Raw genomic sequence first — 13743 nt, forward strand, 5'->3', positions numbered from 1 at the left:
ATCGCTCCTCCGCGAATGATCCGACGGTCCGTTGTGCTACGCAGAAATAAAGATGCCAATGGCTTGCGACGCGCATCCGTTGTGCGAAAATCGACGTTCCTACGCTCGATTGGCCGTATCTGATGAACTGGGACGACATCCGGATTTTTCTCGCCGTCGCCCGGGCCGGCCAGATTCTTGCGGCGGCACGGCGGCTGGAACTGAACCATGCGACGGTCGGGCGGCGGCTGACGGCGCTCGAGACGGCGCTCGGCGCGCATCTCCTGCACCGCCGGCCGAACGGCTGCGAGCTGACCGAGACCGGCCGCAGCTTCCTGGAACATGCCGAGCGGATGGAGGCGGCGCAGCTTGCCGCGCGCGCCGCGATCGGCGGCGCGGACGTCGCGCTCTCGGGGACGGTGCGGATCGGCGCGCCGGACGGATTCGGCACCGCCTTCCTCGCACCGCGGCTCTGGCGCCTGCAGGAGCGCCATCCGCAGCTGACGGTGCAGCTGGTGCCGGTGCCGCGCGCATTCTCGATCTCGCGGCGCGAGGCCGATATCGCGATCACCGTGGAGCGGCCGGAGGCCGGCCGGCTCGTCGCCGCCAAGCTCGTCGACTACGCCCTCGGCCTCTACGCCTCACGCGGCTATGTGGCCGAGCGCGGCGCCCCGGAAAGCCTCGGAGACCTCGCGCGCCATCGCCTCGTCGGCGCGGTGGACGACCTTCTCTACAGCCCGCGCCTCGCCTATTACGTCGACCTCGTCCCCGACTGGCCCTCGGGGACCGAGATCTCCAGCGCCACCGGCCAGACCGAGGCTGTCGCCGCCGGCGCCGGCATCGGCATCCTGCATTCCTTCATGGCGAGCCGCCGCCCGGACCTCGTCCGCCTGCTGCCCGAGGCGACGATCCGCCGGACCTACTGGCTGGTCTACCACGAGAGCGCCCGCGACGTGCGCCGCATCGCGGTCGCCGCGGACTTTATCCGGGAACTGGTGGAGGCGGAGCGGGGGTTGTTCGGGTGACGCCGAGGGACGGCGCGGCTGGTGGCGGCGCCGGGTCGGCGGGACGGTGCGCCCGCGTCAGCCGTTGAAGTCGGGCAGCTTCTCGACCTGTTCCTTGGTGAGGTTCGTGCGCAGCTTGCCCATGTCGAGCTTCACGTCCGGCAGCATCAGGATGATGTTCTTCTGGCCCATGCCGAGGAAGCCGCCGACGTCGATGGTGATCGCCTTCGGCTGGCCGTTCTGGTCCCCGAGCACGCTGTGGACCTCGCCGAGGTCGGACCCGTCGGCGCCGATCACCTGCAGCTTGTCGACCTGCCCGACCATCAGGTTGAGGCTCTGCACCGGAACGTCGTCCTTGCCGATCGGCACCAGCACGTCGGCCCGGGGAGCCGCCGAGGAGGCCGACCCGCCGGCGCCGCTTCCCGCTTGGCCGGACTGGCCGGCCGTGCCGGACTGATCGGCCGAGGACGAGGTGGCATTGCCGGTGGCAATCCCCGGCTGCGTGCCCTGCGCGAGCGCCGGGCCGGCGAGGAGGACAAGGGCTGCGGCTGCGAGGATCGGCTTCACGGCGGGTCTCCTTCGTGGGGAACAGGCGAGGCAGGTCGGCTGGCATTCGGATGCGTCGAACGGCCACCCGAAGCGGGCGCTCCGGCGCCTTGGCGCCGCGGGATCGGAACCACGGCTTCGGCGGAAAGTTCCGGCCGAGACGGTTTCCGGTCCCGCGCGGGACGATCCTGCAGCCAGAGCCGGCTCCGTGGATGGTTGATGCGGATCAATGACCAGAGGCGCCGGCCGCGATCATCTTACGGATGGTCAGCGAAACGGGGATGACGATGTACAGGAAGATCATGGTGCCGGTCGATCTCGCCCATACCGACACGCTCGGCAAGGCGCTGAAGACCGCCGCCGATCTCGCCCGCCTCTACGGCGCGTCCGTCACCTATGTCGGCGTGACGATGTCGACGCCGGGCCCCGTGGCGAAGACGCCGGAGGAGTTCGATCGCCAGCTGCGGCATTTCGCGGGCGAAGAGGCGAGCCGGCACGGGATCGAGGCGGCGGCGAAGTCCATCGTCGTCCACGATGCCGCGGTCGACCTCAACCATGCCCTGCTCCACGCGGTCGAGGACATCGAAGCCGACCTCGTCGTCATGGCCTCGCACCGGCTGGGCTTTCCCGACCACTTCTTCGCCTCGCATGCGAGCACGGTCGCCCAGCACGCGGATGTCAGCGTCCTCGTCGTGCGCTGACCGGTGAGATCAGCCGCGCCACTCCCCAGAGCGATCGAGGGCGGCGAGCAGCGCATGGATCGCGCGGTTGAGCGGCACGTCGACCCCGCCGCGCGCGGCCGCGCGCAGCACCGCCCCGGTCAGATGGTCGTATTCCAGCGAACGCCCCGAGAGCCGGTCGTAGAGCATGGAGGAGCCGCTCTGCGAATTGACGCCGCCATAGGAGGAAAGGACCGCCTCGGCCTCGCCGTCGGCCAGCCGCGCCCCCGCCGCCCGCGCCGCCGCGACGCCCTCCCGCATCAGGCCGAGCGCGAGATCGCGGATCGCGGGTTCGGAGAAGACCTCCATCCGGCGCAGGGTCAGCGCCGTGATCGGGTTGGCGCAGATGTTCGACAGGAGCTTGCGCCATGCGGTGGTGAGGAAATCCTCCGCCAGATCGACCTGAAGCGCGCTGCCGGCAAAGCGCGCCTTCGCGCCCCGCCCCGTCGGATCGTCCGGCAGCACCATGCGGCTGTTCGAATGATGCACGACACGGCCGGGCCGCGTGCGCTCGGCCGCGACATAGACGATCGCCGGCACGATGGTGGCGCCGGGCGCCAGCGGCTGCACGCGCTGGGCATGCTCGACGCCGTTCTGCGCGACGAGGACGCTGGTATTCTGGCCGGCGAGCCGCTCGAACCACGGCGCGGCGCTCCCGGTGTCCTGCGCCTTCGTCGCCAGCACGACGAAATCGGTTTCGGCGACCTCTGCCGGATCCGTCGCGATCGTGACGGGGATGTCGCGCGTCGTGCCGCCGTCTTCGAGCACCAGCCTCTCGAAGGGCGTGCGCACGCACAGCGTCACGTCATGGCTGGCATCGGCCAGCATGGCCGCGAAGTAGCCGCCGATCGCCCCTGATCCGATCACCGCCACCATGAATCGCCCCTTCCTTCTTCAAGGCGGCTCCGCCGCCAGATGTTGTGCTGGACTCCGGCCAAACCAGGCGCCGCGGCGGCCGCGGGCAGTGCGGACATCAGCTGCGGTTCGACACCGCCGCCTGTTCGAAGGTCGCCATGCCGGCGTGGCATTCGGCCGCCGCCTTGACGATGCCGGCGGCGAGCGCCGCGCCGGTGCCCTCGCCGAGCCGCATGCCGAGCGCCAGCAGCGGCACCTTGCCCATCGTCTCCAGCGCCCGGATATGCGCCGGCTCGGCCGAGACATGACCGAACAGGCAATGGTCCAGCGCAGTCTTGTCCATCGCGTAGAGGACCGCGGCCGCCGCGGTCGTCACGAAGCCGTCGACGATCACCGGGACCTGCCGCATGCGCGCGGCGAGGATGGCACCGGCCATCGCCGCGATCTCGCGGCCGCCGAGCCGGCGCAGGGCCTCCAGCGGGTCGGACAGCTGCCCCTCGTTCAGCTTGAGCGCCGCATCGACGACCTCCGCCTTGTGCTCCACACCGGCCGCATCGGCCCCGGCGCCAGGGCCCACCCAGTCGGCGCCCGTGCCGCCGAAGAGGCCGGCGAAGACCGCCGCGGCGACCGTCGTGTTGCCGATGCCCATCTCGCCAATGCACAGAAGATCCGGCTCGCCGGCCAGAACCTCCATGCCGAAGGCCATGGTCGCCGCGCAGGTGCGCTCGTCCATCGCCGGCTCCTCGGTGATATCCCCGGTCGGCAGTTCCAGCGCGAGGTCGAACACCTTCAGGCCGAGATCATAGACCGCGCAGATCTGGTTGATCGCCGCGCCGCCGGCGGCGAAGTTCGCCACCATCTGCGCCGTCACCTCGGCGGGATAGGGCGAGATGCCCTGCCTGGTGACGCCGTGATTGCCGGCAAAGACCGCGACCAGCGGCCGGCGCACGGCGGGTGCCCGCCCCTGCCAGGCCGCCAGCCATTCGGAGATCTCCTCCAGCCGGCCGAGCGCGCCCGGGGGCTTCGTCAGCTGCGCCTCGCGCTCGCGCTTGGCCATCATCGCGGCCCGGTCCGGCCCCGGCATGGTGCGAACGAGCTCGCGGATGTCGTCGAAGGGCAGGCCGGTGATGGACATGGAGGAGGCTCCGGGGCTTTTAGTCGTTCTGGCGCGCGCTTGTAGCGCTGCAGCGACGTCATGCGCCGGCCGGACGAGTCGGGCAAGGGTTGAGGAGGAGAGGACATGCCGACCATCGCCGGGGCGACGCTGCGATCCCTCGCCTTCCTGACGCGGCTTCCGGCGCCCGACCGCACCTTCGCCGGCCGGCCGGCGCTCGGCAAGGACGCCTTCGCCTTTCCCCTCGCGGGCCTTGTCGCCGCGCTCCCGGCCGCGCTCGTGCTCATCGCCGCCGACGGCGCGGGCCTGTCGCCGGTCGTCGCCGCGCTCCTGTCGCTCGCCGCGCTGATCGCCACCACCGGCGCACTGCACGAGGACGGGCTTGCCGACGTCGCGGACGGTCTCGGCGGGCATCATGCGGCGGAGCGGGCGCTCACCATCATGAAGGACAGCCGCATCGGCGCCTATGGCACGCTGGCGCTGGTCCTGTCGGTGGGCCTGAGGGTCGGGCTCCTCGCGGAGTTACTCGAGACCGGCGGCCGGGGCGCAGCCGCGCTCGGCCTGATCGCGGCGGCAAGCGTCAGCCGCGGCGCGATGGCCTGGCTCTGGGCCTCGCTCGCTTCGGCCAATCCGGACGGCGTCGCCGGGCGGTCCGGCCGGCCGTCGCGCCGGGCCGGGCTCGTCGCCCTCCTCCTCGGCGACGCGCTTCATCTCGGCCTCGGCACCGCATCCTTCGGCCTCTGGCGCAGCCTCGCAGGCCTTGCGCTCGGCGGCCTCGCCCTCCTCTGGTTCCGCGCCTTCATCCGCCGGCGTCTCGGCGGCCAGACCGGCGACTGCCTCGGCGCGGCGCAGCAGCTCACCGAGATCGCCGCGCTGATCGGCCTGGCACTGGGGATGTGACCGTTCAGGGCAGCGACAGGACGATCGCCAGCGCCGTCAGCGCCGTGGCGAGGAGCGACGCCCGGTCGAAGATGGCGATGGCATGCCGGATGTCGTCGGGCGTCGCCTCGTAGCGGCCTTCGGGGTGGATACGCGGCGCGTCGACGACGAGCGTGCCGTAGCGCCGCGGGCCGCCGAGCGCGACGCCGATCGCCGCCGCCATCGCCGCTTCCGGCCAGCCGGCATTCGGCGACCGGTGGCTCGGCGCGTCGCGACGGGTGACGGCGAGAATGCGGGGGAGCGCGCCGGGATCGAGCCGGCCGATGGCGCCCGCGACTGCGATCAGCAGCGCCGAGAGGCGCGCCGCCGGCCAGTTGACGAAATCGTCGAGCCGCGCCGCCGCAAAGCCGAAGGCGCGGTGGCGCTCGCTCATGTGGCCGATCATCGAATCCGCCGTGTTGACGACCTTGTAGGCGAAAAGGCCCGGCAGGCCGAGGAGGAGATACCAGAGGAAGGGCGCGACGAAGCCGTCCGAGGCATTCTCGGCAAGGCTCTCGATCGCTGCCCGGCAGACGCCGGCCGTATCGAGCTGGTCCGGATCGCGCCCGACGATCATCGAGACCGCACGTCGGCCGCCAGCGAGACCGTCCGTCTCCAGCGCCGTCTCGACCGCCCGGACATGGTCGATCAGGCCCTTCTGCGCGAGGAAGACCCCGACGATCCCGGCCTCCACGCACCAGCCGAGGGGGCCGAGCGCGCGCAGCAGCGCCGAGAGGATCACGCCGCCGACGAGCGCCGCGCCGACGAGAACAGAAATAGCGACGAAGCCGTTGCGACGCCGCGCCGGCTCGGACAGGCTCTCGCGGTTGAGCACGGCGTCGAGGACGGCGATCGCGCGGCCGATCAGCACGATCGGATGCGGCATGCGGCGCCACAGCCAGTCGGGATCGCCGACGAGCCGGTCGAGCACCGTGCCGGCGAGAAGGATCGCGAGGCGCAGCGTCATGTGCCGTCCGCCGCGCTCGGAGGGATGATCGGGGCAACGGGCTTCATGCCGCCTCCCGGTCGATCACGTGCAGGAAGGAGCCGCAGATCCGGCCGGCGACCAGGCCGAACGCGCCGAGGTCGTCGCCGCGGGCGTCGCACGCCCGAAACAGCGGCTCGCCCGGCCCTTCCGAGACGATCGACGCATAATGGAACTCGTGCGCCCGCAGCCGCTGCGGCCAGGGCAGACCCGCGAGCGGCTCAAGCCGACGATAGCCGAGATGCAGCCGCCGGCGGGCGAAGCTGGTCCGCAGCGGGAGGAGGCCGAGCATGCCGTGCGTCGCGCCTTCCGCATCCTCCAGCGCCTCGCCGAGCACCATATAGCCGCCGCACTCGCCATAGATGGCCGCGCCCCGCACCGCGGCGTTCCGCATGCCGGCCTTGAAACGGGTTGCGGCGGCGAGCCGGGCGCCGTGAAGCTCGGGGTAACCGCCGGGCAGGTACACCGCGTTGGCCTCGGTCGAAGGCGCCTCGTCGGCGAGCGGCGAGAAGAAGGAGAGCTCGGCACCGAGCCGCCGCCAGCCGTCGAGAAGATGCGGATAGGCGAAGGCGAAGGCGCCGTCGCTCGCGACCGCGATGCGCTGGCCGAGCGGGGCAAGGGCAATGCCGGTCGGCGTCGGGGCCGCCGAAGCGCCCGCCGACGATCGAGGCGCAGCACGCGGTGCCTGCGCCCCGCACCCGTCGCCTTCGCTTAGCTCGCGTCTTTCGCCGGTTACTTCCGGCCCGCGCGAGCCTTTCGCCAGATCTGCAAGCGCAGAAAGATCGGCCCCAGCGGCCATCCAATCCGCCGCCCGGTCGAGGAAGCCTTCGAGCTCCGCATGCTCGCCCGCCTGGACGAGGCCGAGATGGCGCTCCGGCAGGACGAGATCCGCCCGGCGCGGCAGGACGGCGAGGACGGGGATGCCGAGCGGCGCCAGCGCATCCTCGAGGAGAGCCGCATGCCGGTCCGAGCCGACGCGGTTGAGGATCAGGCCGGCGAGGGAGACGTCCGGCCGATGCGTCGCAAAGCCCCTGACCAGCGCCGCGACCGAATGCGACTGCTTCGCGCAGTCGACGACGAGCACGACGGCGAGGCCGAGCTGTGCCGCGAGATCGGCCGCCGAGCCGCTGCCGTCCGCCGCACCGTCGAACAACCCCATCATCGCCTCGACGACGAAGGCCTCACCGGCCGCTCGCGCCTCGCCGGCCAGCTCCGCGACGAGTGCCGGCCGCATGGCCCAGGGGTCGAGATTGACACACGGCGCGCCCGAGGCCGCGGCGTGGAAGGCCGGGTCGATATAGTCCGGGCCGGCCTTGGCCGAGCGGACGGCGACGCCGGCGCGGCTGAGCGCGCGGAGCAGCGCCAGCGTTACCGTGGTCTTGCCGGCGCCCGACGACGGCGCGGCGACGAGGAGACCTGTCATGGCGAGAGGCTCCAGGGGGCAGAGCGGTTCCCCTGCGTTCTTCTCCCCCACGGGGAGAAGTGGCCGGCAGGGCGATGAGGGGGGCTCGGCGCGCAGATATGCGGCTGGCCGCTCCGCGGCACCCCCTCATCCGGTTCGCTGCGCTCGCCACCTTCTCCCCTTCGGGGCGAAGAAGGGCGCCCCATTCCGCAACGGACCAGCATGCGGAGCGAGCCAATCGTTTCCTCCGTCCCCATCTCGGCTATAAGCCGACCATGGGCTTCAACCGCAGCGACGACGGGACCGACGGGCCGACGGATCGCCGGCCGCTCAGGCGCGGCTGGACGACCGGCGCCTGCGCGACGGCCGCGACCAAGGCGGCGCTGACGGCGCTCCTGACAGGCGAATTTCCCGACCCGGTCGAAATCGTCCTGCCGAAGGGCGAAACGCCGCGCTTCGCTCTCAACCGGCACGAACTCCAGGACGGCCAGGCGATGGCCGCCATCGTCAAGGACGCCGGCGACGATCCGGACGTGACGCATCTCGCCGAGATCGTCGCAAAGGTGCGCTTCGAAGCGCCGGGCAGCGGCATCGTCTTCGCGGCGGGCGACGGCGTCGGCACGGTGACGCGCGCCGGCCTGCCGATCCCGCCGGGCGAGCCGGCGATCAACCCGGTGCCGCGGCAGATGATGCGCGGCGTCGTCGAAGCGCTCTGCGCCGAACACGGCCGGCCGGCCGACGTGACGGTGACGATCGGCGTCACCGGGGGCGCGGAACTCGCCGAGAAGACGTGGAACCCGCGGCTCGGCATCGTCGGCGGCCTGTCGATCCTCGGCACAACCGGTGTCGTCCATCCCTTCTCCTGCTCGGCCTGGATCCATTCCATCCATCGCGGCATCGACGTCGCCCGGGCCGCAGGCCTCGCCCATGTCGTCGGCGCCACCGGCTCGGCGAGCGAATCCGCCGCCCGCGCTCTCTACCCCGAACTGCCCGAGATCGCCTATCTCGACATGGGCGATTTCGCCGGCGGGCTGCTCAAATATCTGCGCGCCCGTCCGGTCGAGCGCCTGACCATCGCGGGCGGCTTCGCCAAGCTCACCAAGCTGGCGCAGGGGGCAATGGACCTCCATTCCGGCCGCAGCCAGGTGGACTTCGCCTTCCTCGCCGGCCTCGTGCGGGCGGTCGCGCCGGAGAGGGCCGTGGCACTGGAGCCCGCCATCCTTAGCGCCAACACGGCGAAGCAGGTGCTCGACCTCTGCTGCGCCGAGGGCATCGACATCGCCGCGGCCGTCGGCGGCCGTGCGCGGGTGGCGGCCCAGACGATCCTGCGGGATGCGCCGGTCGCGGTGGAGATCGTCGTCACCGACCGGGAGGGCACCGTCCTTGCCCGCGCCGGCTGAGACGATCCTGATCCTCGGCGGCACGGCCGAGGCGAACCTGTTGACCGAGCGGCTGCGGCAGGCGCGGCCGGAGGCGCGCATCGTCCTGTCGCTGGCAGGACGCACGCATGCGCCGGCGCTGCCGGCGGGCGTCGAGGTGCGGATCGGCGGCTTCGGCGGCGCGGCGGGGCTGGCCGAATACCTCGGGGCAGAGCATGTCGTCTGGCTCGTCGACGCCACGCACCCGTTCGCCGCCGGCATCAGCCGCAATGCGGCGGAAGCGGCGGAGATTGCAGACGTCCAGCGCATCGCGCTCGTGCGGCCGCCCTGGGAGCCGGTGGAGGGCGACCGCTGGACGGCAGCAGACTGCCTCGGCACCGCGCGCGATGCCTTGCCGGCTGGCGCAAAGGCGTTCCTGGCGCTCGGCCGCCAGCATCTGGCACCGTTCCGCCTCCGGCCGGACATCGCCTTCGTCGTGCGGATGATCGAGCCGCCGGACCCGCCCCTGCCCTTTCCGGCCGAGGTCGTGCTCGGCCGGCCGGAGGTCGACGCGGCGGCCGAAGCGACGCTGTTCGCCCGCCTCGCCATCACCCATCTCGTCTGCCGCAACTCGGGCGGCACTGCCTCCTACGCCAAGATCGCGGCGGCGCGGCACCTGTCGCTGCCGGTCGTCATGATCGCGCGCGCGCCGGAGCCGCCGGGGCCGGTGGTGCGGACCCTCGACGAAGCGCTGGCCGTGCTCGGCGCCGCAAGCGCCGCCTGACCCGGCTCAGGACGCCGCAGCCTTCCGCTTCGGCCGCAGCACATGGACGTGGGCGGCGTCGTAGAGCTTGGAGTCGATGAACCCCGTCGCCCCCAGCCCGCGGCCGACGAAGATCAGCGCCGTGCGCGTCAGCTTGGCGGCGCGGATCTTCTGGTGGATGTCCGACAACGTACCCTTGATGAAGGCCTCATCGGGCCAGCCGACGCGGTAGGCGACGATCGCCGGGCAGTCCGGCCCGTAGGCTTCGAGCGGCGTCAGTTCGCGCTGGATGTGGGCGATATTGCGCACGGAGAGGTGGATCGCCAGCGTCGCGCCGCTTTTCCCGAGCGTCGCGAGTTCCTCGCCGTCCGGCATCTTCGAGGACTTCATCGCCGTCCGCGTCAGGATCACCGTCTGGCAGACCTCGGGCACCGTCAGCTCGGTCTTCAGCGCCGCCGCGGCCGCCGCGAAGGCCGGCACGCCCGGGGTGATCTCGTAGGGGATGCCGAGCGCGTCCAGCCGGCGCATCTGCTCGGCGATCGCGCCGTAGAGCGAGGGATCGCCGGAGTGCACGCGGGCGACATCCTGCCCTGCCGCATGCGCGGCCTCCATCTCCGCGACGATCTCGTCGAGGGTCATCGGCGCAGTGTCGAGAACACGAGCGCCTTCGGGCGCCGCCTTGACGATCTCCTCCGGCACCAGCGAGCCGGCATAGAGGCAGACGGGACAGCGCTCGATCAGCTTCAGGCCGCGCACGGTGATGAGGTCGGGCGCGCCCGGCCCGGCGCCGATGAAATGGACGGTCATGCTACTCCGAAGGGTCTGGCGTCAGGCGGCGTTGGCGATCGAGACTTCGGCGGTGATCTTCGACCAGGGGACGAAGACGCGGCCCGCCTCGTCCGCCTCGATCAGGCCGAGATAGGTGAGCTTCTCGACGTCCGCCGCAACAGCATCCCGGTCGCGGCCGAGAAGATCGGACAGCGCCTCCGGCTTCGTGGCACCCCGATGCTGCAGGGCTCCGAGCAGGGCCCAGCGCTCCGGCGTCATGGTGCGCCACAGGTCGTCGATGGTCTCAAAGGAAAGCCGCGGCGTGTTGGGGGTGAAATCGCCTGCGTCGATGCGTCTTGCGGCGGCGCGCAGGTCGTCGAAGAAGGCCTCATGGGTCGCGACGGAGAGAATGATTTCATTCATGGCCGATCTCCCGTTCCACATCCGCGGCGAAGTCTGAAATCAGGCGGTCGAGCGACACGAACCGGTACGGTTCCTCCCGATCGCGATAATGCCTGTGGTCGCCTTTCCCGGTCTCGTTATCATAGCCGATAATCCGCTCGCCGGGGCGGCCGAAGAACAATGAATATTTGAGGCCGTGCGGCCGTTCCGGCGTCGGGAAGGGCAAACGCCAGATCCTGGCCTCGCTGATGAAGCCGCCCGGCCGCACCTCCTTCCACGAAACCAGAAGCACGGCCCGCGTCACATATCCTCCGAAGCCTCGTCCGTTCTGTTGGCCCCAACCATACCCGTCCCCGCCTTCCCGGCATATCCCCGCGGCGTGTAGGCCCAGCGCCGGCCGTCGCCCGTCTCGACGACGCGCGTCTCGGATGAGCCGACGATCACCACCGTCAGCATGTCGCCGTCGTCGACCTGAAGCTCCGCGAGCGGCACGATCCGCACCGCCTCCCCCTCCCGCCCGAGATTGGTCGCGAGGATCACCGGCGTCGTTGCCGGCCGGTGCTTCAGGAGTTCGTCGCGGGCAAAGGCGAGCTGGGTGCGCCGCCGCTGCGAGACCGGGTTGTAGAAGGCGATGACGAAGTCTCCCTCCGCCGCCGCCCGCACGCGGCGCTGGATGTCCCCCCAGGGGGTCAGGAGATCGGAGAGCGAGATGGTGCAGAAGTCGTGGCCGAGCGGGGCGCCGGCCCGCGAGCCGGCGGCCTGCAGGGCGGAGATGCCCGGAGCGCATTCGATCGCGATGCGCCGCGCGGCATCCGAGACGCCGGCCTTGTCGATCAGCTCGAAGACCAGCGTCGCCATGGCGTAGATGCCGGCATCGCCCGAGCAGACGAGCGCCACGGTCTTGCCCTCGCCGGCAAGCTCCATCGCATGGCGCACCCGCGCCTCTTCCTTGCCGAGCGCAAAGTCGTGCCGCGTCTTGCCGTCGGCGAGCGGGCCGAGGAGGTCGAGGTAAAGGGAATAGCCGACGAGGTCGCTCGCCGCGGCGACCATCCGGCTGGCCTCGGGCGAACGCCAGGCCTCGGAGCCGGGGCCGATGCCGACGACGAAGAGCGTTCCGCGCGCCCGGCCGATGCTTTCCGGATCGAGCGGCGCGGGCGCCTCGCCGAGCGCGGCGGTGACGCGCCGCCCCTTGCGCTTGGCGACCGCCAGTCGACCGTCTGCTCCGACCGCCGCCAGCGCCGCGCCCTCGGCGACGCCGTGACAGCCGATCTCGGCGAAGACGACGTCGGAAGGCGTTTGCAGCCGCGGCGTCTCCGCCTCCAGCCGCTCCACCGGGAAGACCCGCGCCGGCACGCCGAAATGCGCCGCGACCGCCTGCACCGCCGCCTCGTCGGCTTTCAGATCGACCGAGACGACGGCAGCGAGCGACAACGCGCTGACCTTCGCCTCCGTCAGCACCGCTTCGGCGAGTTCGATCGCCGCCTCCGACGGCGCATGGCGCTCGGCGCCGATCCCGAGCACCAGCGTCTTCGGCCGGTAGAGGAGTTCTGCCTCCTGCGGCGGGCGCGCCTCTGTCGAGACGGTGAGGCGCACCGAGCCGTCGGCGGAAAAGGGGATGCGGCCGGCCTGCAGCCAGGGCGCCGGGCCGGCGGAGCGGGCGCTTGCGCCGGCGAGGAGATCGGCCATCGCCTGCTTGGCATCCTCGGGATTCTCCAGCACGAAGCCGAGCGGCGGAGCATCCAGCGCGACACCCAGTGCCAGGTCGCCCGCCGTCGTCACCGCGGCGAAGCCGTCGACGATCCCGGCGATCCTTCGCGCGAGGTCGTTGGCGCCGTGATGGCCGCCGAGGAGCGGCACCACGGCCGAGCCGTCCTCGGCGACGGCGACCACCGGCGGTTCGCGGCGCTTGTCGGACAGGAGCGGCGCGAGGATGCGGATCAGCGCGCCCGTCGCCATGACCGCGACGACCGGCCGACGGGCGGCAAAGAGGCCGCGCAGGTGGTCGGCGGCGCTGTCGAAGGTGATCGCGGCACCGGCGACCCGCCTTGCTGCGCCGTGCACGTCGCCGCGGATGCCTTGCGCGATGCCGCGCGCCATCGGCAGGGCGGACTCGCTGAGGATGACGACCGCCGGCCGGGGTGCGGCGGTGCGCGGATCGGCGGCGCCCATCAGACGCCCTCCCCGGCGGCGGCGCGATCGGCGGTACCGATCCTCCGGTTCGCGATCGCCGGCTCGTCGCCGCGATAGCCGAGGATCATCGAGAAATACGGCGCGTCGCCGGAGACCGCCGCAAGCGGCAACACCCGCTCCTCCGGCAGCGAGACGCGCTCGCAATAGGCGCAGGCGTCGGACAAGCCCAGCCGTTCCAGCAGCGCCTTCACCCGGCCGAAATGCCGGCCGAGCTTCATGATGGCAAAGCTCTGCGCCGCCGTGATCCGCTCGGCGAGTTCGTTGTCATCCAGCGGCCCGGGGATCACGGTCAAAACGTCGTTGCGGGCCGTCAGCGGGCGCTTTGCCGCCGCGGCCGCGGCCGTCACCGAGGCGACCCCGGGGACGATCTCCGCGGGATAGCGGTCCGCCAGACGATCGAAGAGATACATGAAGGAGCCGTAGAAGAAGGGGTCACCCTCGCAGAGCACCGCGACGTCCCGGCCGGCGTCGAGCCGCGCCGCGATCTTCGCCGCTGCCGCGTCGTACACCTCGGCGGCGGGGAAGCGCTCGACCCGCATCGGCATTTCGATCGCGATCTCCTCCTGCTCCGGCGAGAGGAAGTCGGCGACGATCGCCCGCGCGAAGCTGTCGCCGCCCTCGGGCGCCGGATAGGCGACGACCGGCGCCGCCTTCAAGAGGCGCAGCGCCTTCAGCGTCAGGAGCTCGGGGTCGCCGGGGCCGACGCCGAGCCCGGTGAGCGTGCCGGTCTTGCCCACGCG

Annotated in this window: 15 protein-coding genes; 5 read left to right on the forward strand and 10 right to left on the reverse strand. The window is 71.7% G+C overall.

What is annotated here, in order from left to right:
* The first annotated feature begins 122 nt into the window (after window positions 1-122).
* Window positions 123-1004, forward strand: coding sequence for a LysR family transcriptional regulator (locus tag AB5S17_RS13645; RefSeq protein ID WP_369240218.1), 882 nt, complete (start codon window positions 123-125; stop codon window positions 1002-1004).
* Between the two features lie 57 nt (window positions 1005-1061).
* Here AB5S17_RS13645 and AB5S17_RS13650 read toward each other — a convergent pair whose 3' ends face one another.
* Window positions 1062-1550 carry a PRC-barrel domain-containing protein gene (locus AB5S17_RS13650; protein WP_369240220.1) on the reverse strand — a complete coding sequence of 163 codons (489 nt, stop codon included), beginning with the start codon at window positions 1548-1550 and terminating at the stop codon, window positions 1062-1064.
* A gap of 260 nt (window positions 1551-1810) precedes the next feature.
* On the opposite strand from AB5S17_RS13650, the gene AB5S17_RS13655 reads away from it, so the two are divergent.
* Window positions 1811-2230: a universal stress protein gene (locus AB5S17_RS13655; RefSeq protein WP_369240222.1), complete on the forward strand. Its 420-nt coding sequence runs from the start codon at window positions 1811-1813 to the stop codon at window positions 2228-2230.
* 9 nt (window positions 2231-2239) lie between these two features.
* Here AB5S17_RS13655 and AB5S17_RS13660 read toward each other — a convergent pair whose 3' ends face one another.
* Together AB5S17_RS13660 and cobT are read right to left on the reverse strand one after the other, a co-directional pair.
* Entirely contained in the window at window positions 2240-3124 is an 885-nt protein-coding gene (locus tag AB5S17_RS13660; protein WP_369240224.1) for a 2-dehydropantoate 2-reductase, read from the reverse strand.
* Window positions 3125-3221: 97 nt separating this feature from the next.
* Complete coding sequence (gene cobT, locus AB5S17_RS13665; RefSeq protein WP_369240226.1) at window positions 3222-4238, reverse strand: nicotinate-nucleotide--dimethylbenzimidazole phosphoribosyltransferase; 1017 nt, start codon at window positions 4236-4238, stop codon at window positions 3222-3224.
* Between the two features lie 105 nt (window positions 4239-4343).
* Between cobT and AB5S17_RS13670 the strand changes: the two genes are divergently transcribed.
* Complete coding sequence (locus AB5S17_RS13670) at window positions 4344-5117, forward strand: adenosylcobinamide-GDP ribazoletransferase (RefSeq protein WP_369240228.1); 774 nt, start codon at window positions 4344-4346, stop codon at window positions 5115-5117.
* 4 nt (window positions 5118-5121) lie between these two features.
* Here AB5S17_RS13670 and cbiB read toward each other — a convergent pair whose 3' ends face one another.
* Window positions 5122-6102 (reverse strand): adenosylcobinamide-phosphate synthase CbiB, encoded by a 981-nt coding sequence (gene cbiB / locus AB5S17_RS13675; protein WP_369240230.1) that lies wholly within the window; start codon window positions 6100-6102, stop codon window positions 5122-5124.
* Between the two features lie 43 nt (window positions 6103-6145).
* Complete coding sequence (locus AB5S17_RS13680; RefSeq protein WP_369240232.1) at window positions 6146-7543, reverse strand: cobyrinate a,c-diamide synthase; 1398 nt, start codon at window positions 7541-7543, stop codon at window positions 6146-6148.
* A 254-nt stretch (window positions 7544-7797) separates the two neighbouring features.
* Between AB5S17_RS13680 and AB5S17_RS13685 the strand changes: the two genes are divergently transcribed.
* Both AB5S17_RS13685 and AB5S17_RS13690 read left to right on the forward strand, forming a co-directional pair.
* A complete protein-coding gene (locus tag AB5S17_RS13685) occupies window positions 7798-8922 on the forward strand; it encodes a cobalt-precorrin-5B (C(1))-methyltransferase (protein ID WP_369240234.1) in 1125 nt (374 codons plus the stop codon).
* Window positions 8906-9664, forward strand: coding sequence for a cobalt-precorrin-6A reductase (locus AB5S17_RS13690; RefSeq protein WP_369240236.1), 759 nt, complete (start codon window positions 8906-8908; stop codon window positions 9662-9664). Before AB5S17_RS13685 ends, AB5S17_RS13690 begins: the two co-directional genes overlap by 17 nt.
* 6 nt (window positions 9665-9670) lie before the next feature.
* Here the strand turns inward: AB5S17_RS13690 and cobM are convergent, their stop codons facing one another.
* From cobM to cobI, 5 genes are read right to left on the reverse strand one after another with little or no spacing between them, the layout of a single operon-like run.
* Window positions 9671-10450: a precorrin-4 C(11)-methyltransferase gene (gene cobM / locus AB5S17_RS13695; RefSeq protein ID WP_369240238.1), complete on the reverse strand. Its 780-nt coding sequence runs from the start codon at window positions 10448-10450 to the stop codon at window positions 9671-9673.
* A 21-nt stretch (window positions 10451-10471) separates the two neighbouring features.
* On the reverse strand, window positions 10472-10834 hold the full coding sequence (locus AB5S17_RS13700) for a hypothetical protein (RefSeq protein ID WP_369240240.1): 363 nt from the start codon (window positions 10832-10834) through the stop codon (window positions 10472-10474).
* Window positions 10827-11117, reverse strand: a complete 291-nt coding sequence (locus tag AB5S17_RS13705; protein ID WP_369240242.1) for a DUF6516 family protein — start codon at window positions 11115-11117, stop codon at window positions 10827-10829. Before AB5S17_RS13705 ends, AB5S17_RS13700 begins: the two co-directional genes overlap by 8 nt.
* Window positions 11114-12982 carry a precorrin-3B C(17)-methyltransferase gene (gene cobJ, locus AB5S17_RS13710; protein ID WP_369240244.1) on the reverse strand — a complete coding sequence of 623 codons (1869 nt, stop codon included), beginning with the start codon at window positions 12980-12982 and terminating at the stop codon, window positions 11114-11116. Before cobJ ends, AB5S17_RS13705 begins: the two co-directional genes overlap by 4 nt.
* The gene (cobI, locus tag AB5S17_RS13715) at window positions 12982-13740 is read right to left on the reverse strand and encodes a precorrin-2 C(20)-methyltransferase (protein ID WP_369240246.1); all 759 of its coding nucleotides are present in this window, start codon (window positions 13738-13740) and stop codon (window positions 12982-12984) included. The genes cobJ and cobI overlap by 1 nt, the downstream gene beginning before the upstream one ends.
* Between the last annotated feature and the right edge of the window lie 3 nt (window positions 13741-13743).

This window comes from Jiella sp. M17.18 (assembly GCF_041027365.1).
GTDB lineage: Bacteria > Pseudomonadota > Alphaproteobacteria > Rhizobiales > Rhizobiaceae > VKMB-3413.

Excerpts from the sequence above, each read along its gene's own strand:
- AB5S17_RS13670 (WP_369240228.1), top strand. The coding sequence starts at position 4,344 with ATGCCGACCATCGCCGGGGCGACGCTGCGATCCCTCGCCTTCCTGACG.
- AB5S17_RS13645 (WP_369240218.1), top strand. The coding sequence starts at position 123 with ATGAACTGGGACGACATCCGGATTTTTCTCGCCGTCGCCCGGGCCGGC.
- AB5S17_RS13660 (WP_369240224.1), bottom strand. The coding sequence starts at position 3,124 with ATGGTGGCGGTGATCGGATCAGGGGCGATCGGCGGCTACTTCGCGGCC.
- cobM (WP_369240238.1), bottom strand. The coding sequence starts at position 10,450 with ATGACCGTCCATTTCATCGGCGCCGGGCCGGGCGCGCCCGACCTCATC.
- AB5S17_RS13680 (WP_369240232.1), bottom strand. The coding sequence starts at position 7,543 with ATGACAGGTCTCCTCGTCGCCGCGCCGTCGTCGGGCGCCGGCAAGACC.
- AB5S17_RS13685 (WP_369240234.1), top strand. The coding sequence starts at position 7,798 with ATGGGCTTCAACCGCAGCGACGACGGGACCGACGGGCCGACGGATCGC.
- cobT (WP_369240226.1), bottom strand. The coding sequence starts at position 4,238 with ATGTCCATCACCGGCCTGCCCTTCGACGACATCCGCGAGCTCGTTCGC.
- cobJ (WP_369240244.1), bottom strand. The coding sequence starts at position 12,982 with ATGGGCGCCGCCGATCCGCGCACCGCCGCACCCCGGCCGGCGGTCGTC.
- AB5S17_RS13700 (WP_369240240.1), bottom strand. The coding sequence starts at position 10,834 with ATGAATGAAATCATTCTCTCCGTCGCGACCCATGAGGCCTTCTTCGAC.
- cbiB (WP_369240230.1), bottom strand. The coding sequence starts at position 6,102 with ATGACGCTGCGCCTCGCGATCCTTCTCGCCGGCACGGTGCTCGACCGG.
- AB5S17_RS13655 (WP_369240222.1), top strand. The coding sequence starts at position 1,811 with ATGACGATGTACAGGAAGATCATGGTGCCGGTCGATCTCGCCCATACC.